The organism is Bacillus sp. FSL H8-0547, assembly GCA_038002745.1.
Classification (GTDB): domain Bacteria; phylum Bacillota; class Bacilli; order Bacillales; family Bacillaceae; genus Bacillus_P.
Genome location: JBBODD010000001.1, coordinates 139,358 through 160,765, shown reverse-complemented (window position 1 = coordinate 160,765; position 21,408 = coordinate 139,358). Strand labels below are relative to the sequence as shown.

The following is a 21,408-nucleotide window of genomic DNA, read 5'->3' as shown; positions in this document are numbered from 1 at the left end:
TTTATGGCCGCCGTTTAACAATCATGATAACATGCGCTTTCTTTTTCAGAAAAAATTAACTTTTTCAGGAAATCATAAAGGAATTTTGAAAGACAGAATCGAATTTTGTTAAGTAAAATCGAACGTTCTGCAGGCGAAGATCATCTGCTTCCTTGTTTCTTCATTTTTCTCCCTCAGTCTCCCGCATGACGATCATTTTGACTGCTGTTTCCCAAAAGCAGATAGCACGGTATTGTGTTGTGATTTACATATTAAGGGGGGCAATGCATGAAGCAGGAAACAGAAAGCGAATATCAGGTATTGCCGCAGGCAGAGCTGTTTGCAGTGATGAACGACAGCGGCAGGTTTCAGTTTATGTCTGCAAACAGCGAAGAGCACCTGGGCTTTAAAAGCAGTGAAATGATTGGCACGACATTGAAGGAATATGTTCATAAAGACGATCTTTTTTTAGTGGAGAGCTATTTTTACAATGAACATCATCTTCATCCGTGCACCTTTCGTTTCATGTTAAAGAATGAAACCTATATATGGCTGGAAGCTGATATTGATTTTATAAGAACAGCAGCTGCAGAGGAAAATCAGATTATTCTTAAGCTGAAAATTCCAAAACCAAGCCAGCATGGAGATCCGGCAAGGCGTGTGCAGCTGAATAATCCCTTTTTAAGTGAAGAATCACAGGAAATAAGTGTTCATGCGACAGAACTGCTGAAGAAACTGCCATGTCCCCTGTTTATATCCCAGAAGGGTCAGCTTTGCTATGTAAATCAGGCCCTTATTGATCTGCTTGGAGGATCCTCAAAAGAAGATCTTCTTGGGAAAGATGTTCTTGATATCATCGATCATGATTACCATGACATTGTAAAAAACCGCATACAAAGAATGCAGCAGGGCTCCTATGTAGGCCTTATTGAACAAACGTGGAGAAGGCTTGACGGAACACCGGTTGAAGTGGAAATTAAAGCGGCCCCCGCCATTTATAAAAACAAGCCGGCGGAACTGGTCGTTCTGATTGATATTTCATCACGCAAGAAGTTCCAGAAAATCCTTCAGAAAAGCAGGGAACGGTATCAGCTCCTGATTCAGAATTCCATTGATACTATTGCCGTTATTCACAGAGACAAATGGGTTTTTATTAATGAGTCGGGAGTAAAGCTTTTTGAAGCTGGAGACTATCCTGATATGCTCGGCAAAAACGTCTTTGCCTTATTGGAACAGGAAGATCATGAACAGGTGAGGGAGAAACTCCGCAGTATTGTCGAAGAAAAGTCTGAAGTGGAAGTAACGAAGCAATCCTGGCATACATACAACGGCAGCACAATTTATACGGAAATGGTCTGCATTCCCACCACTTATTTTGGCGAAAGGGCCGTTCAGGTCATTTTAAGGGATATTTCTGACCGGAAAAAGGCAGAGGAACTGATGCTTCGCTCTGAAAAACTTTCCGTAGCAGGACAGCTGGCAGCCGGCATTGCCCATGAAATCCGCAATCCGCTGACGGCTATCAAGGGGTTTTTGCAGCTTATGCATTCTTCAAACCGTCACGATCAAGGGTACTACGAAATTGTCTTTTCTGAGCTGAACCGGATTGAACTGATCCTGAGCGAGCTGCTGATGCTCGCAAAACCTCAGGAAAGGGTCCTGAAAAAAACGGACTTAACAGCTCTGGTAAGTGATGTTGCAACGCTTCTTGAAACGCAGGCGATCATGAATAATGTCATCATCCAAACCGTTCCCCAGGAAGAAAAGCTGTTTATCCACTGTGATCAGAACCAGCTGAAACAGGTGTTCATTAATCTGATTAAAAATGCGATTGATTCCATGCCTAAAGGAGGAGCCATTCAGCTTCGTTTCGAAAAAGCGGAAGGTTTCATTTTTGTGCATGTGAAAGATGAAGGGGAGGGAATACCTAAAGAAGCCCTGAAAAAAATCGGCGAACCATTCTACACGACGAAAGAAAAGGGAACAGGCCTTGGCTTGATGATCACTTATAAAATCATTGAAAATCATAAAGGCAGCATGAGCATTGAGAGCGAGCCTGGAATGGGCACGGTTTTTTCACTGAAGCTGCCGGAAGCTTGAAAGGCAAAAAGCCAGCGAAGCATATAGCGTCCGCTGGCCAATCTTATCGGCTTTTTATATAGTGTTCAAACCGGTCCATCGCCTCTTTTAGCTGTTCAAAGCTGCAGGCATAAGAGATCCGGATGTATCCTTCCCCCAAAGCAGAAAATGCACTCCCGGGCACTACAGCCACCCCCCCATCCTTTGCAAGAGAATAGGCAAAATCAAAAGACGAGGCATTGAAATGCTTGATGCTAGGAAAAATGTAAAAGGATCCGTCCGGCTTTTCAGTCGGAAGCCCCATCTCCGTCAATCTCCTGTACACATAGTTCATTCTTTTTGAATATTCCCCGTTCATAGGTGCTGCATCGTTTTTGCCTGCAGTAAGGGCCTCCAGAGCAGCCTTTTGCGAGATGGAGGATGCACAGGATATGTTATACTGATGCACCTTCAGCAGATGCTTGCTGATGGCAGCCGGTGCGAACACAAACCCGATTCGAAAGCCGGTCATGCTGTGTGATTTTGAAAGCCCGTTTATGACGATTGTCTGATCACGCAGGAACGATGCGATCGAACGGTGTTTTCCATCAAAAACAAGTTCACTGTATATTTCATCTGACAAAATGAAAAGATCTTTGCCTTTAAGCAGTTCGGCAATTTTCATAAGCTCTTCCTCATCAAGTGTAACGCCTGTAGGATTGGATGGATACGGCAGGACGACACACCGCGTTTTTTCTGTCAGATGCCTGCTGATCAGTTCTGCCGTTAATTTAAACCCGTGTCCGGTTGTATCAGCGTGCACCGCTTTGGCTCCGCACAGTGAGATGATTGGCTCATAGCCTGGATAGACCGGTCCAGGCAGGATGACTTCGCTTCCCGGAGAAAGGATGGTCCTGAATGCAATATCAATGGCCTGACTGGCTCCGGCGGTTACAATCACTTCATCTTTTCCTTGATAGGAAAGTCCATACTTTTCTTTTACAAAAGCAGCGGCAGCTTCTCTGAGTTCTGGATAGCCCGCATTGTGGGTATAAGTTGTAAAATCGCTCTCAATCGCCTCAATGGCGGCTTTTTTTACATGAGCTGGAGTTAAAAAATCCGGCTGGCCGATTGTGAGTGATATGGTTTCCTCAAATTCTGAGACCATATTGAAAAACTGGCGGATGCCAGAAATCTGAATGTTTTTAACCTGCTGATTAATAAGGTGCTCCATCATGTTCATCCTTTTTCTAAGTAATCAAATAACGTGTTATTCTACCATCATACACAATTATTCAGACTAATTCACCCATTCTGCGCGTGTTTAGCAACATATTAAGAAGGGTAAAGGTCAAAAATACATTTACCTACAAAGAAAGATGTGACAGAATGATACGTACATTAGCCGTTCAATCCAGCGGGGAGGTTGTTTATGACCTGCCCCTTAAAGAACTGAGAAAACCCGAAATTAAATGGTATTGGGTCGATTTTCAGGATCCTACTGCAGAGGAAACGAAACTGCTGAGCAAATTTTTCCGCTTTCATCCTTTAGCTATTGAAGACTGTGTGGAGTTTGTTCAGAGACCGAAAATTGATACTTATGATACCTATCTGTTTGTTGTCATGCATGCCATCCAGCAAAAAACACTTGATGCCGAAGAGCTTGATCTCTTTATTGCGAGAAATTACGCTGTTACTTTCCATAAAAAGCCGATCAGGGATTTGAATAATATTTGGTTTAAGCTGAAAAAGGACGAAGGTCTGAAGGAAGGGGGGCCTTCCCTTTTGATGCACCAGCTGATGGATCAGCTGGTAGATGAATATTTCCCTCCTGTCTATAAGCTTGAGGATTTGCTGAATGAAATCGAGGAAAATACAAAGGATCTGACTATCAGCGAATTGATGGAAGGTGTTTTTGATATCCGCACAGATTTGTATAAGCTGAGAAGAACAATTATTCCAATGCGGGACCTGCTGTACAGGATGATAAGTTCCAGCAGTCTGAAAGCCTATATCAGAGATGAGATCTATTTTCAGGATATATACGATCACCTGCTGAAGCTTGTTGAAATGATTGATGCGAACAGAGAGCTGAGCGCAGATATCAGGGACAGCTATCTTTCCATCAGTTCAGACAGAATGAACAGAGTCATGATGACATTGACGGTCATCTCGTCCATCTTCCTTCCGCTCACATTTATTGCTGGGCTTTACGGGATGAACTTCCAGTACATGCCGGAGCTTGCCGGCAAATACAATTACTTTATTGTTGTGGGCATTATGGTGCTGATTGCAGCGGGAATGATTTACTTTTTCGCGAAAATGGGCTGGTTCAGGTATCATAAAGGAACAAAGCTATAACGCAAATACACGCTGCCTTCGGGCAGTTTTTTTACGTTTAATTAAAAGAATGAAGAGGAAAATGATAGTATAATAAAGGAAAAGACTGAGGCGGTGGAAGGTTTGAAAAGAATTGCTGTTATTGGCCAATCGGGAGAGATCCCTGCAGAAGTGCGGGCAATAAGTGAAGAAGTGGGAGCTGAAATTGCCAAGCGAAATGCCGTCCTGCTGACAGGCGGCGGAAGCGGAGTGATGGAGGCTGCGTCCAAAGGGGCAAAAGAAGCGGGAGGTCTTGTCATCGGGATTCTGGCAGGAGATGAGACACATGTTGCCAACGATTACCTGGATGTTCCGATTACGACGGGCTTATCCTTTGATTACAGAAGTCTCGTGCTGGTTCATTCCTCAGATGCGATAATTATGATCAGGGGAGGAAATGGAACATTGGGAGAGCTGTCTGCTGCCTATATGAATAAAAAGCCTGCCGTTGTTATTGAAACATCTGGAGGGTGGGCGGCGAAACTGAAGGAAGCCGCATTTGAAGGAGCCTATCTTGACGAGCGCCGGACCGTGGAAATTCACTACGCGGACTCAGCAAAAATGGCAGTAGACAGAGCGTTCTTAAGAATCGAACATCCGCTTGATGAAATGAAAAATACAGGGATTATCGGAGATTAATAAAAATAAAAGCGGACGTGCTGTTTGGCCGTCCGCTTTTCGTGTGATTTCTTTACTATGCTTAGGAGTTAAGAAGTCATTTCGTTCATTGCGCTCTGCACATTGTCTAGCTCCAGCGCCTAACTCCTCGGCCAGAACGGCTCCGCCAAAAAAAGCAAAATCGGCTTTTTCCGGCGGAGCCTTTTCTGTCCTTCGGAGCTAAGCAAGGCGCTTCCGCTTTTCAGGGCTACCTGCAAGAAAACGAAGCAATCCGCTGCGTGTCTATTCCGAAATAGTCCCATCTGAATTGGCGCGGTCTCCATCTGTACCCTGCGACGGATGTTCTGCCGACAAATGTCGGGTAAAACCAAAAGCTGTTTCCATTGTTAAGCCAAACGTACGTAAACCGGAAAAGACATCCGCTGATGGCTCCCGGGTCTACTGCAAATAGTGATGGACTTTGCTGTGGGATCTGACTTGGAGGCGGTCCTGTCGGTGCCTGCGTTCCTCCTCCTCCAAACCCTGGCGGCGGACCAGGCGGCATACCTCCTCCAGGACCAAAGCCTGCTCCCGGAAAACCTGGAAATCCCTGACGATCGTATGGATTGTACATATAAACATTCCTCTCCTCATTAGCCTACAACACACAGTATGCATCAACGAGGAAGGGAGTGAATGGAATACCGGACTGCGTGCAGCAACACGCAAAAAGGAACACTTCTTTGAGTGTTCCTTTTTGCGTACGGGACATTAATAGCCGAAATCCCAATCCATCTGCTCCTGCCAGACGGCGAAATGAAAGGGAGGAAGAATCATTGTTCTGCCGTTCACTTTACAGCTGCACGACTCTGAGCCGGCATTTTCTTTTAATTGCACATATATTTCTTCAGGAACATCCTCAAGAACAGTCATATCCTGATTTTCATGAAACAGCAATACGGTTCCCACCGAAAAAACACCTTCTTTTACTAGAGATCACTCAAAAAACACATTTAGAATTCTACCATGTTTTTGAATGAAATCTGCCGCTGAAAAGAAGATGTCATAAAATCGCCAAATCGAAATCGTTTACAGGAGGTTTAAAGGTATTTTTTCATTTTGTACTGAATGAAAAGCATGGGATCAATAGATACGTAGTGTTCAGTTAAAACGGAGTAGCCCCTTTTCAAGAAAAAGGGCCGGGCTGTAATTCCCGTATTGAGAGTGACCTTTTTGTGGCCCAAATCTCTTGCCGTCTTCTCGAGTGCCTCAAGAAGGGCAGATCCGGTTCCCGTCCTTTGATGGTCTTTATGAGCATATAAAAAATGAATGTCTCCGTTATGCGTCAGTGTGCCAAAACCTGTTATTTTTTTATTTATTACTGCAAGGAGTGTCGTGTTCACTGAAAGCAGGTCTCCCCAATTTTCATAATGATCCCGACTTTTTGGAGCCAGTGCATGGATATGATCAGGTGAATAGTCTCTGCCATTAATCTCATTGACTGTATCAATATATAAATTGATGACAGATTCAAGATCTTTTTGTTCAAATAATCTAATCTTCATCAGCACCACCAAATATGTTTAATTTTTCTGCACGCGCATCTTTAATTAAATCCGTTAACCAGGCAAGTTCTGCTTCTCCATGCAGGATTGATCCCCTAATTAAGTGAATAACAGCTCTCGGAAGCCTCTTATATAAATCAAGAATTCCTTCAAGCTCTGCCACTCTTTTTTTTGTCAGCTCCACTCTCTTTTCAAGAACTTCTGCCACTTCTTGAGGATTGCTGTGGAGAGTAAAAGCAACGCCCGTAAAAAGAGGGTGATACAGATTTGAGTCGCTCGACAGTTCGTCCAGAATCATTTTGTGAAAGAGCTTTTTCCCTGATTCGGTAATCGAATAAATCGTTTTATCAGGCCTGTTCGTATCTTTAATAATATCAACAATTTCAATATGCTCTTTCTTGTAAAGCTGTTCAACTGCATAATACAGGGAGCCTTTCTGCAGTTTCATAAAGTGGTCCATATGTCTTTGTTCCATAATCTGCTTCATTTCATAGGGATGGGCATTCTGTTCCATTAAGAGCCCAAGTATGACCAATTTCATTGACATACAGCATACCTCGCTTTACCGAAGCTGGTGTTTCTTTATCAGCTTACTTTGATTATATAGTCTAGTTTGACCATTTAGCAACGATTTTACATGAAGGTTCACTAATTCGATAAAAGGGAAAGGTATCGGTGGGAATGTAAATGAACCATCTATCTATTTTCTGTTCTATCCTGTAAAATAAAGTGTTTGAAAAAATAGTTCCTTTATGGAGGAATACGTGTGCTGCAAATGATTAAACCGCTATTGGTTAATATTACAATTCTATTTTCCCTAACCTATAATGCAAACCTGTTTTTTCCGTTTCATTCAACGCAAAAGCCGGCATTAAAACAGAAAATCATTTACGGGCTGATCAGCTCATTTGGCGCTCTTCTTTGCATGGCCTACCCGATTGAAACACTCGGGGACACGAACTTTGATTTGAGAATGGTTGTTGTAATGATTATTACCCTGTATTCCGGCTTTATATCAGGTGGAATTGTCCTTATTGTAACATGCTTTGCCAGATTTTTAATCGGCGGAGAGTTCTATCTGATCGGGATTGCTGTTACAGTCTTTGCCTATGTTATGGCACTGCTGTTCAGAAGGGCGTTTCTTCAGTCAAGCAATAAATACATGTCCGGAAGCATCATTTTTGCCGTTTATTTTGCTGTCTATATCCTGATCATTTACTCTAAGATGAATTTTCTGGGGCTTCCTTTTTACTTTGTCTATTTCCTGACCTTTTACTTTTCATGTATTTCGATGATTTATATTATTGAAAGCCTTATAAAAACAAATAAGCAGTTTGATGAAATGGTTTATATGGATAAACTTACGACAATTGGCCAAATGGCAGCCGCCATTGCCCATGAGATCCGCAATCCAATCACAACGGTCAGAGGATTTATCCAATATATACAGCAGAATACAGGTGATGAAAATCTGAAGAAGTTTTCACCTTTGATTTTGGAAGAACTGGACCGGACAAACAAAATTATTACAGATTATCTGCTGCTGTCAAAGCCCGGAAATCGTGAGATGACGAAGATTGATATTGATGATGTGCTTGTAGACAGCATAGAGCTGCTGAAACCGCTCGGGTATTATTCCAATGTCAGCCTGTCTTTCGAATCTGACGGGAGAAATGAAGTATATGGGGACATCCATCTCTTTAAGCAGTCTTTGATGAATGTGATTAAAAATGCAATTGAATCCATTGAAGACAGCGGAGAAGTAGAAATAACCAAAATAACGAATGATGCAGACGGCACCATCAGCATTGCCATCAGCGATAACGGAAAAGGAATGACTGAGGAAGTAAGAAAAAATCTCGGTTTGCCGTTCTATACCACAAAATCAAAAGGCACCGGTCTTGGATCGATGATCACAAACAGGCTGATTCGGGAAATGGGCGGCACAGTCGAATACCAAAGTGAGCTTGGAAAGGGCACCTGTGTAATCATTAGCCTTCAATTATTTCAGGAAATGAATCACTGACAGAAGAAGGAGAAACGTACGTTCGGAGAGAATGTATAACGGAAAAGGGGGAGACTGATGAAAACAATAGATGAAATGAATCAGCATTATTCTGACTTTACAAACTGGGTCATCTCATTGGAGTTTACAAGCGAAGAGCTATGGCATCATCCGATTGATCATGGAAAATGGTCCATAGCTGAAATAATTTCACATCTTATTTCATGGGACAGGTGTACCCTTGAGCAGAGACTGCAGAACATACATATGAACGCTGTTTTAGATCCATTCCCTGATATTGAGGCAGTCAACAGCAGGGCAGCGGAGTATGCGAAAAGCGGAATTGGGAAGAAGGCGCTTATTCAGGAGTTCACTCAATCTCGGTCTGCCGTTGTTGAAGGATTCCGGTCTTTTACAGGAAAAGAATTTGATTTTAAATTCAGCATCGGAGATCATCCGTTTACCATTGCAGGTTATATGGAAGAGTTCATTCATCATGACCTGCATCATAAAGCACAGATTGACGCATTTCTGAAAAAAATGGAGAAAAGCAGGACTTCATGATGTCTTTTCTCATGCAGGCACTCGCCGTTGCCGGTGCTATATTCTTGTTTACAGCCCTGTATATTGTGATAAGAATGATTAAGAAGCAGTAAAAAACCCAGTTCAACTTGAACTGGGTTTTTATATTGGACTCCCGGAGCTAACAGGGCGATTCCGCTTTTCTAGATACTATGTGTAATAAAATTCGCCAAAAACAGCGCCGCGATGATGTAGAGCGGCAGCGCCACTTCGTTTGTGCGTTTCATGGCAAGTTTTAAGATTGGATATGCAATGAATCCAAAGGCCATTCCGTCTACGATGCTGTAGGTAAGGGGAATGAGTGCAATGATCAAAAAGGCCGGAAAGCTTTCCGTAAAATCTTTCAGATCGATGTTTTGGATATTCTGAATCATCAGCCCGCCGATTAAAATTAAAATAGGGGCAATTGCACTGTCTGGAATCAATTTAAGATATGGCAGAAAGAACAGTGAACCTAAAAAAAGGAATCCTGTTGTTATGGCAGTCAGTCCTGTGCGTCCGCCTGCCTGAATGCCTGCAGCTGTTTCGACCGTGCTTACTGTTGGACTTGTTCCAAATAAACCCGCTGTAATGGCAGAAATGGCGTTTGCCCTGAGCGAACTGCTGTACCTGTCTTGTCTGCTGATCATATTGACGTGTCCATGAACAAGGCCGATGTTCTCAAACACAATGACCATCGTGAGTGAGAAAGTGGCCGTCCAGAATGCAAGATCTGCTGCCTGATTAAATGACATGGCGCCAAAAACCTGAGTATACGAAGCTGCCGAAAAGGAGGATCCGCTACTTTCAGAGCTGTCAATCAAGCCGAATCCTGCAGCGATTGCTGAACCGGCAAGTATGCTGATCAGGAAATTGCCCGGAATGTTTCTGGCAAAGAGCACAATCGTGATCACTAATGTAATCAGCGTAACGAAGACATGGGGGTCTGTAAAATCACCCAGTTTGACAAAAGTCGTCTCGCTTCCGGTGACAATACCGCCTTTTTGCAGACCGATAAACGTGAGGAATATTCCAATTCCAACCGTAATCGCTTCTTTCAGCGAATCAGGTATGGAAGCGCTGATGATGCCAGAGAGCTTCGTGAATGCAACAAGTGCAAAAAGAAGTCCTGAGACAAAAACGACCGCAAGACCTTCCTGCCAGGAGAGTCCCATTGAACCGCAAATTGTGTAGGTGAATAACGCATTCACCCCCATCCCTGGAACTAGAATAATCGGTGTTTTTCCAATAAAGCCCATCAGTACGCAGCCAATGAAAGATGTAAGAATGGTCGCGATAATGCCTGCTTCAATCGGAATGCCGGCGTCAGCCAGGATCGCACCGTTTACGGCTACGATGTAGACAATCGTAAAAAAGGAAATCATTCCTGCGAGCAGCTCTTTTCTGACTGTCGTGTCATGTTGCTCAAGCTGAAAGTACTTATGCAATTTTTAACCCTTCCTTAAAAAGTAACCCTCGACCCAACCCGTTCAACCGGCATCAGCCGATTCACATATAGCATTATACCAAGAGGGAAGACTTTGTGCATTATCTTTATTTGTCATTTTCTGTGAGAGGCTTTACTATCATGACTCTTATTAAACATACAGGAGCTCGTTCACGTTAATTTTTTGTAAACGGGCAGGTGGCTGCTCTCTGTTTAAAGAAGTTAACCATACAAAAAGAAAACGGAGGATGCTAAATGGCACAATTAGAAAAGCCTGACACGTTGACTCTTCAAAAGGAGAGGGCATGGAGACTGTACCTGTCGCTCCCCATTCTGTCATGGGCGCTGTATGATTTTGCGAACACTATCTTTTCATCAAATATTACTACCATTTTCTTTCCTTTTTATCTGCAGGAAGTAATTGGCGCAAACGAAAGACTGGATCAGATTGCAAGTTCATTCATATCCTATGCCAATGCAGCAGCAAGCTTCCTGCTCGTTCTGTTTTCTCCGCTGTTTGGCGTATTAATTGACAGATCGGGGAAAAAGAAAGCATATATTATTCCTTTTACCTTAATAACCGTGCTGTGCACCATACTTATGGGCGTTTTTGGAATGACAGAGTTTTCTTATACGCTGTTTGGACTCCCCGCCGGTTTAGTGTACGTTATTTTGCTCTTTATCATGGCGAAATTCTTTTACCATTCAAGCCTGATCTTTTATGATACGATGATTTCTGATTTAGGCACTGGAAAGCAGATTCCTCTAATATCAGGATTCGGTGTTGCCGTAGGATATGTCGGGACCCTTGTCGGCCTCAGTGTTTATCTGCTTATTGGAGATTCAGGCTTTCATAGGGCATTTATTCCGACAGCCCTTCTTTTTCTGGTCTTTTCACTTCCGCTTTTTTTCTTTGTAAAAGATAAGCCTTTTGCGGGTAAAGCGGAAAAGACGGGATTTTTGGATGGCTACAGAGAAATTATCCGGACCTTTAAGGAAGTAAGAACGTATAAAGCCGTTTTTTTATTCATGATTGCCTATTTCTTTTTAAACGATGCCATCGCCACAGCGGTAGCGATGATGGCTGTTTATTCAAAGGCTATTGTTGGATTTTCTTCAGGTGAATTTATTTTGCTGTACCTTGTCTCAACGGTGGCAAGCATAGCCGGGTCTTTTCTTTTTGGATATATAACAAGGGCAGCAGGAACGAAAAAAAGCATCATGTATGTTGGAATCATCCTGGTCATAGCGCTGGCATTTGCTGCATTTGCTGTTAATGCAGCCATGTTCTGGGTTGCTGGAAGTTTATTCGGAGTTTCTCTTGGAGCTATGTGGGTCACTTCAAGGACATTTATTGTAGAATTGACGCCGGAAAACAAGAGGGGACAGTTCTTTGGGCTTTTTGCCTTTTCCGGCAAGGTGTCATCCATTGCCGGGCCGCTTCTATACGGAACTATTACACTTGTTCTTGCAGATTACGGTGATCTTGCAAGCAGGATTGCCATTGGCTCTCTGATGATACTTGCAGGCATCGGGCTTGCTGTCCATATGTTTGTTCCTGACAATGAAGCGTAAGCCTGAGATTTCCTCAGGCTTTTTTTCATTGTCCGGTTGAGAAAGATCGAATTGTTCCGATATATAAGGTATGTGTAACTATAGAGAGGAAGAAAACGATGCAGCAGACAGAGATATTATTGGAAAGCGGCACAAATGAGCTTGAAATCGTTGAATTTACTGTAGCAGGTCTGAAATTCGGGATTAATGTCATTAAAGTGAAAGAAATCATCCAGCTTCAGACTATGACAAAAGTGCCTCATGCCCATCCGGATGTTGAAGGCATTACCGAGCTGAGAGGGGAAGTTTTACCTGTAGTGGATACAGCAAAAGCACTTGGCCTGGGGGAGAATCCGAATTCTTCTGCAGACAAGCTGATTGTGACGGAATTTAATAAACAAAAGGTCATCTTTCATGTGCATGGCGTCACTCAAATTCACCGGATTTCATGGAGCCTGATTGAAAAACCGTCCCGGCTGTACCAGGGTCTCGAAAGTCAGATTACAGGAGTCGTGAAATGGAACGGCGAGATGATTCTTCTGCCTGACTTTGAAAAACTGATTGTTGAGATTAATCCGGAATCAGGCATTCACTTAAATCAAATAAAAAAGCTCGGCAAGCGCGAGCGGTCAGATAAGAAAATAGTCATCGCAGAGGATTCGCCATTACTCAGAGGGCTTTTGCATGATACGCTGCAGGAAGCGGGATTTGTAAATCTGGAATTTTTTGAAAATGGCAAAGACGCACTGGAGTACCTTCAAACGCTGTGCAGCAATGGCGGTGCATTAAAAGATGAAGTGCAGCTGGTGATTACAGACATCGAAATGCCGCAAATGGACGGCCACCATCTGACGAAGCGCATCAAGGAGCATACGACGCTTGCGGTTTTGCCTGTTCTCATTTTTTCATCGCTCATAACGGAGGATCTTAAACATAAAGGAAGAAAAGTCGGGGCAGACGGGCAGGTAAGCAAACCTGAAATTGCTGAGCTCGTTTCCATGATTGATCAATATATCCTTTAGATTGCAGTATAAATGAGAAAGAGCCATTTCCGTATGATGAAATGGCTCTTTCTTATTTCTCTTCAATAGCTCTCGCCCAAGCGTTTAAATACAGGTTTTTTGTATGTAGGTGCAGGTTTATTGGTAGAAGGGCGGTTTGAAACCGACTCCTTTACGCCGACATACTGCTGAAGCAGTGCTTTTGCTTTTGCCAGGGATAAATGTATTTTTGGATTTCGGTACGACTGATTCAGTGAACCGAGATGTGGGAGATTTTCGAAGTCATCTTTAGTGGGAGGCATATGAAAATAATATTCTCCGGCAGATATAAGAACGTCTGACTGCTGTTTGCTGTTTTTAGGATTATTGGAAAAGTGCAGTCCTTCTTTTTTTGCTTTTCCTTCGGTTAATAGTTTTTGAAGTGCCCGTTTTTTCAGCATATATAAAAATTTCGGGTCTGGCGCCGTCTTAGCATGGCGGTTTACGATATAGATTGCTTTTGCTACATTATCTGTCGTTGGTTTAAGCGGCTGATTTCGCTGATCGTCCATTTTCTCTCTCCTTTGCACATTTATTCGCTTATTCTAAATTATACGTTTCCAGGTGTAAAATGCAAACTTAATCTAAAATCAATCACCCGTTTTCCCGGTTTTCGTTCATCAGCTGACGTTCTGAAAACGAATCCATGATCTTCAGGAAATAATCCGCATAAACAGGATCCCATTGCGTGCCCCGGCCCTCTTTAATAATGGAGAGCGCAGTCTCAGACGGCATCCCCCGTCTGTAAGGCCGGTCAGAGGTCATCGCATCATAGGCATCAGCAACGGCCATAATCCTTCCGAAAAGAGGAATGTCATTTCCGGCAAGACCTTCAGGGTACCCGTGACCGTCAAATCGCTCATGATGATATTTGACACCTGGTATGAGCGGCCGCAGCATTTCAGCAGGCTGAACACTCAGGAGGATTCCGGCGCCTATGACCGGATGTTTTTTTATTTCTTCATACTCATACATTGTCAGGCGTCCTTCTTTCATGAGAATGCTGTCTTTAATGCCTATTTTGCCTATATCATGAAGAAGCGCTGATTTCCTCAAATCATCAAGTGTTTCTTCGCATAACCCTGCTTCCCTGCCGATCATAACGGAATATTCCGCTACTCTGATGGAGTGGCCCGCGGTATAAGGATCTCTTGCATCAAGAGCTGAAGCAAGTGTTGTATACAAACTTTCCAGTAGCTGATTATTGATTTGATCACGCTCTTTGAGCCCGCGTATCATTTTATTAAAGCCTGCGATAACCGTTGCAAACTCATCCGAATAAACCTCATTCCGGTAATGGAATTGCCCCTGTTCAACCTCAGCCATGCCCTCCTGAAGCTTCTCAATAGGTTCAGAAATGTTTTTGAACAGCAAAAAAGAACCAAACACTGCAAACAGCACAGACATGATTACGATCAGCAAGGACCAGCTCCAGTATTCAGGCAATCCCGGGGACACATTCTCCTTAAAACGCAGCTGTGAAGCAAGAGCAAATAACAGCAGGGGATATACACCAATGTAAATGGCGCTGAACATTACTTTGGATTTTAAAGAGATGGGGATTTCCCGATCTGGTACAAGATCCTTCCCATAGAGCATAAGACCTTTATTGCGGAGGGTAATAAGCATAGGCTTCACCGCTTTGGAGCATAAAAAGAATTCAATGACGCTGTGCATGCCCGCAACTAAAAAAGTGACTGCAAAAGCAGGAAGAATGTACGATAGCGGGATATTCAGCAAGTTATTGTTGATAAGGTAGATTCCAAACATACAAGCCGGAACAGAAAACCCAAAAAGATGCGGACCCAAAATTCTGTATACACTTAAAAGGGGAAGACGATGAGTCTGTCTGAAAGCAGCATCCAGTGTATCTAAAGAGGTATCACTCTCTTTGAAAACGTTTTTGATCGGTGCGATGTGTCTCCGGAACAGTGCCCATTCACATAGGCTCATGCAGATAATCGAACACAAGAGCAGCAGCATAAGCAGCATGACTTCAGATGGAGTGACTGTTAATGTAGTAAAAATAAGAACGGAACCCACGCCAAATACAGCTAATAAAGAAGCAGTAAAATTATGAATGATCAGCTTTGTTATAAACTCTTTATATATTGTCAATTCAGGACCCAACTTTCAGTCAATACTTCTTTAGTAATATCGGCTGTTTTTTCTGAATCTTTACCGGGACACTGAAAACTTGAAAAAAAAGACAGCAGATGAAGTCTGCTGCCGTGAAAACGTCTTACGAAATATGGATCTGTTCTTTTCCTGTCCGCTGTGCAAGTTTTTTCTGGGAATATTCAAGTTCTTTGCTTAGCTTTGGCAAAGTAAGGGCATAGAAAAGGAAAACGAAAAGAATCACAGTGGCCATTCCATAGTAGAGATATTCAATATTGCTGATGAATTTCGGAAAGACTACGGCAATAATGCCAAGGGTCAGGGACTGTGCAAACATCATCAATGGGTCTGTCCATCCGCTTACTCTGCCCATCAGTTTTGGATGCACGATTTTAGGCATCCAGCCCCCAATGGCAACATTAATCGGTCCAATGCATGTCCCAATAATGAACACAGTGGCAAGAAAAATGCCAAGATGATCGGTCAGACCGAGCATGAAAATCAGAATGCCGCTTACGAAAATCGGATAAATCATCATTTGATGCGGCTTGAATTTCGAAGACATAAGTGTACCGATGAGGCTTCCCGCCAGAAGGCCGGCTCCAAGAGAAATCGCGAAAAATGACGCATACTTTTCGTAATTGTCAGGCGACAGCTCGTACTTCATAGTAAAAATCGGAAGGATGGAAAAAGCGCCATTTACAAACCCGAAAACAAAGAAACCGAACACGAGCGAAGCAAGCAGTTTGTTTTTTACAATATACAGAATGCCGTCTTTAAAATCACGGTAAGTGGAAGAAATACTGAAATCTTTCCATTTCACTTTTCCATTCGGAAGCCTTGCCTCCATGGGAATTTTGCATCGCCGGATGAGTATTGCAGAGATGACAAAGCTGATAAAATCGAAAGCCACGGCGCCCTTCAGTCCGATTGTCTGATAGGCAATTGCGCCGAGCCCAACCCCGAAAACCATAAAGATGCTGAAGAGAATCTGGTTCAACCCTGCAGCCTGCGCATACTGCTCTTTACTTAAAATTCCCTGCACGAGGCTCGCTTCGGCAGGATAGAAGAATTTTGTCACTGCACTTCTTAAAAAGAGCAGGAAGAAGATAAGCGGGATGGAATTCAAAAATAAGGAACCAAACAGAAGCACAGTCAGAAATGCTCTGATCCAGTCACAGTTTTCAGCTACTTTTTTTCTGTCAAAACGGTCTGCAACCACCCCGACCAGAAAGAAAACAAACAATGTTGGAAGTGAATACATCAGTTCTGCCAGTGTCGCATAGGACGGCTGGTGGCTGAAACGGTCCAATAAATAAAAGGCAAAGGCCATATTTCCGATTGTAGTGCCCATTTGCGAAGCGAGTGCGGCAAAAAAGAGCTTCACAAAATTTCTGTTTTCAAAGATTTTCATTATGCTGCTCCTTATTTTGCAGGATAGTAGTCACAGTAGTTATTATAATAGAAACATGTTCATTTTAACATAAAGGTTTTGTAAAAATTTTACTGGCGGATGGAGACCCTTGTTCCGTTCGGGACAATGGACCCGAGTTCAAGGACATCTTTGTTCTGCATGCGTATGCATCCTTTTGAAACAGCCTTTCCAATTGAGCTTGGATCGTTCGTTCCGTGTATGCCGTAATGAATTTTTGACAGGCTGAGCCAAAGCACTCCAAACGGACCTCCCGGATTAGGCTGGCGGTTGACAATGACAAATTCTCCAATAGGGGTTCTTGAAAGAATTTTGCCGACAGCTATCGGATAGACTTTCATCACTTGTCCTCTATTCAGCAGAGTCAGCTGTCTGCGGCCAATCGATATCATGATGCTGTAAGGAATGGAGGAAGGCTCAGGCAGCCCGGGAATAATCAGAGGCTGTCCGGCGGTTAATTTATTTGGATCTGAAAGCTGATTGGCAGTAATGAGAACTGCCGGGCTGATGCGGAAGTCCTGGGCTATAGAGGTGAGAGTCTCACCGGGTTTTACAAGATAGATCATCTGTTTTCACCGCTTTATTTGTGATGAATACTTCGTTTTACATGATTAGGCTCCGGATTGATCAGGCACTTGCTCAGTTCCGGTGTGTTAAAGCATCATATGTGCACATATGGATTTTGTTTCCGCCCGGTGTGCCATTCCTTTCCCTTGCTGTGATATAATTTTTTGTATATTCAGAGGAGTTGAGCAGATGATTAAGGAAAAATATGCGATTATTGACATTGGCTCCAACACAATGAGACTGGTTATTTATCAGCGCGATAAAAGCCGGAGACTCAAAGAAATTGAAAATGTAAAGATTTCGGCGAGGCTGAGGAATTATTTAACAGATGAGTCCATCTTAAACGACGAAGGAATCACCGTTTTAGTTTCATCTCTGCTCAGTTTTCAGGAAGTAACGAGGCATCATGACCTTAAAGATGTGAAGTGTGCAGCTACGGCGACCGTCAGACAGGCTGTCAATAAGAACGACGTACTGGGAATAGTCAAAGAAAAAACAGATTTTACAATCCGCATTCTCTCCGAATATGAAGAGGCTTATTACGGTTTCCTTGCAGCCGTAAATTCCACTCAGATCAGGAGCGGAATTACAATTGACATCGGCGGGGGGAGTACCGAGATTACCTACTTTGAAAACCGGAAGCTCATAAATTATCACAGCTTTCCTTTCGGTGCTCTATCTTTAAAAAAAGAGTTTGTAAAAGGGGAAAAACCGACAAAGACGGAATTGCACGACCTAAGGATTTACCTTGAAGAAAACTTCAAAACACTGCCTTGGCTTATCAATAAACGTCTGCCGGTTGTCGGTATTGGGGGAAGTGCCCGGAATATTGTTCAAATCCATCAGGCCATGCAGGAATATCCGCTTGCCGGCGTCCACTTATATGAAATGTCGGCAAACGATCTCCTGGATGTTCAGCAATTTCTCTCCCCTATGTCCATGCATGAGCTGCAAAGAACGGAGGGTCTGTCAAAAGACAGGGCTGATATTATTCTTCCGGCAGCGCAGGTTTTTGTCACTCTGAGCGACATTACGGCCTCAGACCGGTTTATCTTGAGCCGAAAGGGCCTGAGGGACGGGGTATTTTATGAAGAGCTTACGAGAGGCACAGGAACAGCCATTTTTCCGAGTGTCATTGAAGAAAGCTTTCACGAATTGCTGAGTGATTATGACATTGACCTTGATCACGTGCAGCATGTCACAAAAATTGCCCTTGAGCTGTATTCCGGTTTAGCTGCTGCGGGGAAAATTTCTTATACAGAAGAAGATATCCGCCTGATCAGGAAAGGATCATTTGTTTATAATCTCGGACAGTACATTGATTCCGAATCAAGCAGCCAGCATACTTTTTACCTGATCGCCAACCGCACGATAGACGGTCTTTCCCACAGAGACAGACTGAAGCTTGCCCTGATCGCCTCCTTTAAAAGCAAGTCTGCCTACAAACAATATTCAGCTCCTTTCAAACACTGGTTTTCAAAGGTGGAGCAGCACAACATTATGCTGCTTGGGGCGATTATAAAATTTGCCTATAGTCTGAATGCGACAAAAAGAAATGTTGTCCGTTCAGTCAGCCTGCAGGATGATATCGACCGTACAGTGTGCACGATTTATTGTGAAGGCAATTTTATGCCAGAGGAGTACCAGGCAGAAAAACAAAAAAAGAATCTTGAAAAATTGCTGAAGAAAAACATTCAATTGAAGTTTCAGCAATAGATTAGTAAAGGAAAAAAGAAGAGGAGATGCTCTTCTTTTTTCTGCAGCATTTACATAAACCACATATAATCTTTACACATCATTTACATTCCTCTTAAACTCAAGTGCTATCATTACAAATGAATCCAAATGACTAATTCAAAAGGGTGACTTTTTATGAGCACATTACACACCGATGAGGCAAAACTTGGCAGCCCTCACTATTACAATAACCGGGAGCTCAGCTGGCTTGCTTTTAACAAAAGAGTGCTCGAAGAGGCGATTGACAGCAGAAATCCTCTTCTGGAACGATTGAAGTTCCTTGCGATTTTCAGCTCAAACCTTGATGAGTTTTTTATGGTCAGGGTTGCGGGTCTAAAGGACCAGGTGAAAGCGGGATTCGGCAAGCCTGAGAACAAAGCAGGACTTACCCCGAAACAGCAGCTTAAGCAAATATCAGCACTGAATCATAAACTTGTAGATCTCCAGGCAGGCACCTATAATGATGTGATTCTCCCTGCATTAAAGGAAGAAGGAATCTTATTCTTAAGCTTAGACAGCCTGCACATGGATCAGCTTGATCTCATTGAAAAACACTTTGACGAGCACATATTTCCCGTTCTCACCCCAATGGCTGTCGATGCATACAGGCCATTTCCAATGCTTCTGAATAAAAGCCTCAATCTTGTCGTTAAGCTTGAAGATCACTCTGAAACAGAAGAATTCAGGGCAAAAACAGCCATTGTGCAGGTTCCGGCTGTGCTCGACCGGTTTATTTCCATCCCTTCAGGCGAAAATGACTGCGCATATGTGCTTTTGGAGGATGTGATTACCCGCCATATACATAAGCTGTTCCACGGCTATCAAGTTTTGTCGGTCACTCCTTTCCGCATAACCCGAAACGCTGATATGACGATACACGAAGAAGGAGCTAGAGACCTTCTGAAGGAAATTGAAAAAGAATTGAAGAAAAGAAAATGGGGTGCAGCCGTCCGGCTTGAAGTAAGAAAAAACGGCTTTGATTCGCACGTTTTGGATTATCTGCTTGAAGAACTTGAGATCCACAGCGGCGATGTTTATGAAATTGACGGGCCGCTTGATTTTACTTTTCTGTTTGGTTTTTATAAAGAACTGAGTTCTAAATTTGAACATCTTACGTTTGAAACGTTTATTCCCCAGCCTCCGAAAGATCTTCTTGCTGATGATGATGTTTTTGAGACAGCTGCCGCGCAGGATCTGTTTTTGCACCACCCCTATGAATCATTCGAACCTGTGATTGATTTTGTCAGAGACGCAGCGGCAGACCCCGATGTATTAGCCATCAAGCAGACACTATACAGGGTAAGCGGAGGATCGCCCGTCATTGAAGCGCTGAAAAAAGCGGCTGAAAATGGCAAGCAGGTAACCGTCCTTGTTGAACTTAAAGCAAGGTTTGACGAAGAAAACAATGTTCAGTGGGCAAAGGAACTGGAAAAAGCGGGATGTCATGTTATTTACGGCATGACCTACTTAAAAACCCACAGCAAAATCACGCTTGTTGTCAGAAGGAAAAACAGCCTGATTGAACGGTTTGTTCATCTGGGGACCGGAAATTACAACGATCAGACAGCGAAAATTTATACGGACATGAGTCTAATCACTTCTGACTACCATTTTGGAATAGATGCTACGAACTTCTTTAATTATTTAAGCGGTTATACAGAAAAACCGGAATTTCATCATCTGTCTGTCGCACCATTTGATATCCGGACGGATTTTTTAAAGCTTGTTGATCAGGAAATCGATTATCACCGTCATTTCGGAAACGGCAGAATTATTGCGAAGATGAATTCGCTGACAGATAAGGCGATTATTATGAAGCTTTATGAGGCCTCTATTGCAGGAGTGAAGATTGACTTGATTGTGCGGGGCACGTGCTGCCTTAGACCGGGAATTGAAGGAGTCAGTGAAAAAATCCGGGTAAGAAGCATTGTCGGAAGATTCCTTGAGCACAGCCGGATTTACTCTTTTCATCACAACGGCGAAAAGAAAATGTTTTTATCCTCTGCTGACATGATGACCAGAAATATGGAAAAAAGGGTTGAAATTCTATTTCCTGTGTTTGATGGTAAAATAAAATCCAGAATCTTCTCTATGCTTGATATTATGCTGGCTGATAACGTAAAAGCAAGAGAACAGGATGCGTCGGGTGACTATCACTATGTAACAAGGCTGCCTGATGAAGAGGAGATTGACAGCCAGGCAATATTGCGGAAATTATCCTACAGAGTTTCTGAGGATGAGGAATAATCAGAAGAGTGCCTTTCAGGTGCTCTTTTTTGCCGCGAAGAAAATGGTACCCTCAATTTCACACAAGGAATCATAGTACAGGCACCGCAGGATATGATACTATGAAAAAAGACTTATTAAAA

General features: G+C 43.0%; 19 protein-coding genes. 9 read left to right on the top strand and 10 right to left on the bottom strand.

Going from position 1 to position 21,408, the window contains the following annotated elements:
* The first annotated feature begins 267 nt into the window (after positions 1-267).
* Positions 268-2,079, top strand: a complete 1,812-nt coding sequence (locus tag MHB63_00830; GenBank protein MEK3805130.1) for a PAS domain S-box protein — start codon at positions 268-270, stop codon at positions 2,077-2,079.
* Between the two features lie 43 nt (positions 2,080-2,122).
* Here MHB63_00830 and MHB63_00825 read toward each other — a convergent pair whose 3' ends face one another.
* Positions 2,123-3,271: an aminotransferase A gene (locus MHB63_00825; GenBank protein MEK3805129.1), complete on the bottom strand. Its 1,149-nt coding sequence runs from the start codon at positions 3,269-3,271 to the stop codon at positions 2,123-2,125.
* Between the two features lie 155 nt (positions 3,272-3,426).
* Between MHB63_00825 and corA the strand changes: the two genes are divergently transcribed.
* Entirely contained in the window at positions 3,427-4,398 is a 972-nt protein-coding gene (corA, locus tag MHB63_00820; GenBank protein ID MEK3805128.1) for a magnesium/cobalt transporter CorA, read from the top strand.
* Between the two features lie 102 nt (positions 4,399-4,500).
* Entirely contained in the window at positions 4,501-5,055 is a 555-nt protein-coding gene (locus MHB63_00815) for a TIGR00725 family protein (protein ID MEK3805127.1), read from the top strand.
* A 226-nt stretch (positions 5,056-5,281) separates the two neighbouring features.
* On the opposite strand, the gene MHB63_00810 is transcribed toward MHB63_00815, so the two are convergent.
* The 4 genes from MHB63_00810 to MHB63_00795 all read right to left on the bottom strand — a co-directional run bounded on the left by MHB63_00810 (position 5,282) and on the right by MHB63_00795 (position 7,125).
* Entirely contained in the window at positions 5,282-5,647 is a 366-nt protein-coding gene (locus tag MHB63_00810) for a hypothetical protein (protein MEK3805126.1), read from the bottom strand.
* 137 nt (positions 5,648-5,784) lie between these two features.
* Positions 5,785-5,982: a hypothetical protein gene (locus MHB63_00805; GenBank protein ID MEK3805125.1), complete on the bottom strand. Its 198-nt coding sequence runs from the start codon at positions 5,980-5,982 to the stop codon at positions 5,785-5,787.
* A 131-nt stretch (positions 5,983-6,113) separates the two neighbouring features.
* On the bottom strand, positions 6,114-6,578 hold the full coding sequence (locus MHB63_00800) for a GNAT family N-acetyltransferase (GenBank protein ID MEK3805124.1): 465 nt from the start codon (positions 6,576-6,578) through the stop codon (positions 6,114-6,116).
* A complete protein-coding gene (locus tag MHB63_00795; GenBank protein ID MEK3805123.1) occupies positions 6,568-7,125 on the bottom strand; it encodes a PadR family transcriptional regulator in 558 nt (185 codons plus the stop codon). Before MHB63_00795 ends, MHB63_00800 begins: the two co-directional genes overlap by 11 nt.
* A 228-nt stretch (positions 7,126-7,353) precedes the next feature.
* Between MHB63_00795 and MHB63_00790 the strand changes: the two genes are divergently transcribed.
* Positions 7,354-8,604: an ATP-binding protein gene (locus MHB63_00790; protein MEK3805122.1), complete on the top strand. Its 1,251-nt coding sequence runs from the start codon at positions 7,354-7,356 to the stop codon at positions 8,602-8,604.
* A 57-nt stretch (positions 8,605-8,661) separates the two neighbouring features.
* Entirely contained in the window at positions 8,662-9,147 is a 486-nt protein-coding gene (locus tag MHB63_00785) for a DinB family protein (GenBank protein MEK3805121.1), read from the top strand.
* A gap of 161 nt (positions 9,148-9,308) precedes the next feature.
* Here MHB63_00785 and MHB63_00780 read toward each other — a convergent pair whose 3' ends face one another.
* Positions 9,309-10,592 carry an NCS2 family permease gene (locus MHB63_00780; protein MEK3805120.1) on the bottom strand — a complete coding sequence of 428 codons (1,284 nt, stop codon included), beginning with the start codon at positions 10,590-10,592 and terminating at the stop codon, positions 9,309-9,311.
* Positions 10,593-10,846: 254 nt separating this feature from the next.
* Here MHB63_00780 and MHB63_00775 point away from each other — a divergent pair, with 254 nt between their 5' ends.
* Both MHB63_00775 and MHB63_00770 read left to right on the top strand, forming a co-directional pair.
* Positions 10,847-12,166 (top strand): MFS transporter, encoded by a 1,320-nt coding sequence (locus tag MHB63_00775; protein MEK3805119.1) that lies wholly within the window; start codon positions 10,847-10,849, stop codon positions 12,164-12,166.
* A gap of 98 nt (positions 12,167-12,264) precedes the next feature.
* Complete coding sequence (locus MHB63_00770; protein ID MEK3805118.1) at positions 12,265-13,167, top strand: chemotaxis protein; 903 nt, start codon at positions 12,265-12,267, stop codon at positions 13,165-13,167.
* 62 nt (positions 13,168-13,229) lie between these two features.
* Here the strand turns inward: MHB63_00770 and MHB63_00765 are convergent, their stop codons facing one another.
* From MHB63_00765 to MHB63_00750, 4 genes are all read right to left on the bottom strand, one after another.
* Positions 13,230-13,697, bottom strand: coding sequence for a YkyB family protein (locus MHB63_00765; protein MEK3805117.1), 468 nt, complete (start codon positions 13,695-13,697; stop codon positions 13,230-13,232).
* An 82-nt stretch (positions 13,698-13,779) separates the two neighbouring features.
* Complete coding sequence (locus tag MHB63_00760) at positions 13,780-15,303, bottom strand: HD domain-containing phosphohydrolase (GenBank protein ID MEK3805116.1); 1,524 nt, start codon at positions 15,301-15,303, stop codon at positions 13,780-13,782.
* A 124-nt stretch (positions 15,304-15,427) separates the two neighbouring features.
* Positions 15,428-16,717 (bottom strand): MFS transporter, encoded by a 1,290-nt coding sequence (locus MHB63_00755; protein ID MEK3805115.1) that lies wholly within the window; start codon positions 16,715-16,717, stop codon positions 15,428-15,430.
* 89 nt (positions 16,718-16,806) lie between these two features.
* A complete protein-coding gene (locus tag MHB63_00750) occupies positions 16,807-17,301 on the bottom strand; it encodes a L,D-transpeptidase family protein (GenBank protein ID MEK3805114.1) in 495 nt (164 codons plus the stop codon).
* A 190-nt stretch (positions 17,302-17,491) separates the two neighbouring features.
* Here MHB63_00750 and MHB63_00745 point away from each other — a divergent pair, with 190 nt between their 5' ends.
* Entirely contained in the window at positions 17,492-19,018 is a 1,527-nt protein-coding gene (locus tag MHB63_00745) for a Ppx/GppA family phosphatase (protein ID MEK3805113.1), read from the top strand.
* A 156-nt stretch (positions 19,019-19,174) separates the two neighbouring features.
* Positions 19,175-21,286 carry an RNA degradosome polyphosphate kinase gene (locus tag MHB63_00740; protein ID MEK3805112.1) on the top strand — a complete coding sequence of 704 codons (2,112 nt, stop codon included), beginning with the start codon at positions 19,175-19,177 and terminating at the stop codon, positions 21,284-21,286.
* Positions 21,287-21,408 lie beyond the last annotated feature (122 nt).

Bases quoted from the DNA above. Each gene is read 5' to 3' on its own strand.
- MHB63_00750 (MEK3805114.1), bottom strand. From the start codon at position 17,301: ATGATCTATCTTGTAAAACCCGGTGAGACTCTCACCTCTATAGCCCAG.
- MHB63_00790 (MEK3805122.1), top strand. From the start codon at position 7,354: ATGATTAAACCGCTATTGGTTAATATTACAATTCTATTTTCCCTAACC.
- MHB63_00745 (MEK3805113.1), top strand. From the start codon at position 17,492: ATGATTAAGGAAAAATATGCGATTATTGACATTGGCTCCAACACAATG.
- MHB63_00765 (MEK3805117.1), bottom strand. From the start codon at position 13,697: ATGGACGATCAGCGAAATCAGCCGCTTAAACCAACGACAGATAATGTA.
- MHB63_00810 (MEK3805126.1), bottom strand. From the start codon at position 5,647: ATGTACAATCCATACGATCGTCAGGGATTTCCAGGTTTTCCGGGAGCA.
- MHB63_00775 (MEK3805119.1), top strand. From the start codon at position 10,847: ATGGCACAATTAGAAAAGCCTGACACGTTGACTCTTCAAAAGGAGAGG.
- MHB63_00800 (MEK3805124.1), bottom strand. From the start codon at position 6,578: ATGAAGATTAGATTATTTGAACAAAAAGATCTTGAATCTGTCATCAAT.
- corA (MEK3805128.1), top strand. From the start codon at position 3,427: ATGATACGTACATTAGCCGTTCAATCCAGCGGGGAGGTTGTTTATGAC.
- MHB63_00830 (MEK3805130.1), top strand. From the start codon at position 268: ATGAAGCAGGAAACAGAAAGCGAATATCAGGTATTGCCGCAGGCAGAG.
- MHB63_00785 (MEK3805121.1), top strand. From the start codon at position 8,662: ATGAAAACAATAGATGAAATGAATCAGCATTATTCTGACTTTACAAAC.
- MHB63_00795 (MEK3805123.1), bottom strand. From the start codon at position 7,125: ATGTCAATGAAATTGGTCATACTTGGGCTCTTAATGGAACAGAATGCC.
- MHB63_00755 (MEK3805115.1), bottom strand. From the start codon at position 16,717: ATGAAAATCTTTGAAAACAGAAATTTTGTGAAGCTCTTTTTTGCCGCA.
- MHB63_00770 (MEK3805118.1), top strand. From the start codon at position 12,265: ATGCAGCAGACAGAGATATTATTGGAAAGCGGCACAAATGAGCTTGAA.
- MHB63_00740 (MEK3805112.1), top strand. From the start codon at position 19,175: ATGAGCACATTACACACCGATGAGGCAAAACTTGGCAGCCCTCACTAT.
- MHB63_00825 (MEK3805129.1), bottom strand. From the start codon at position 3,271: ATGGAGCACCTTATTAATCAGCAGGTTAAAAACATTCAGATTTCTGGC.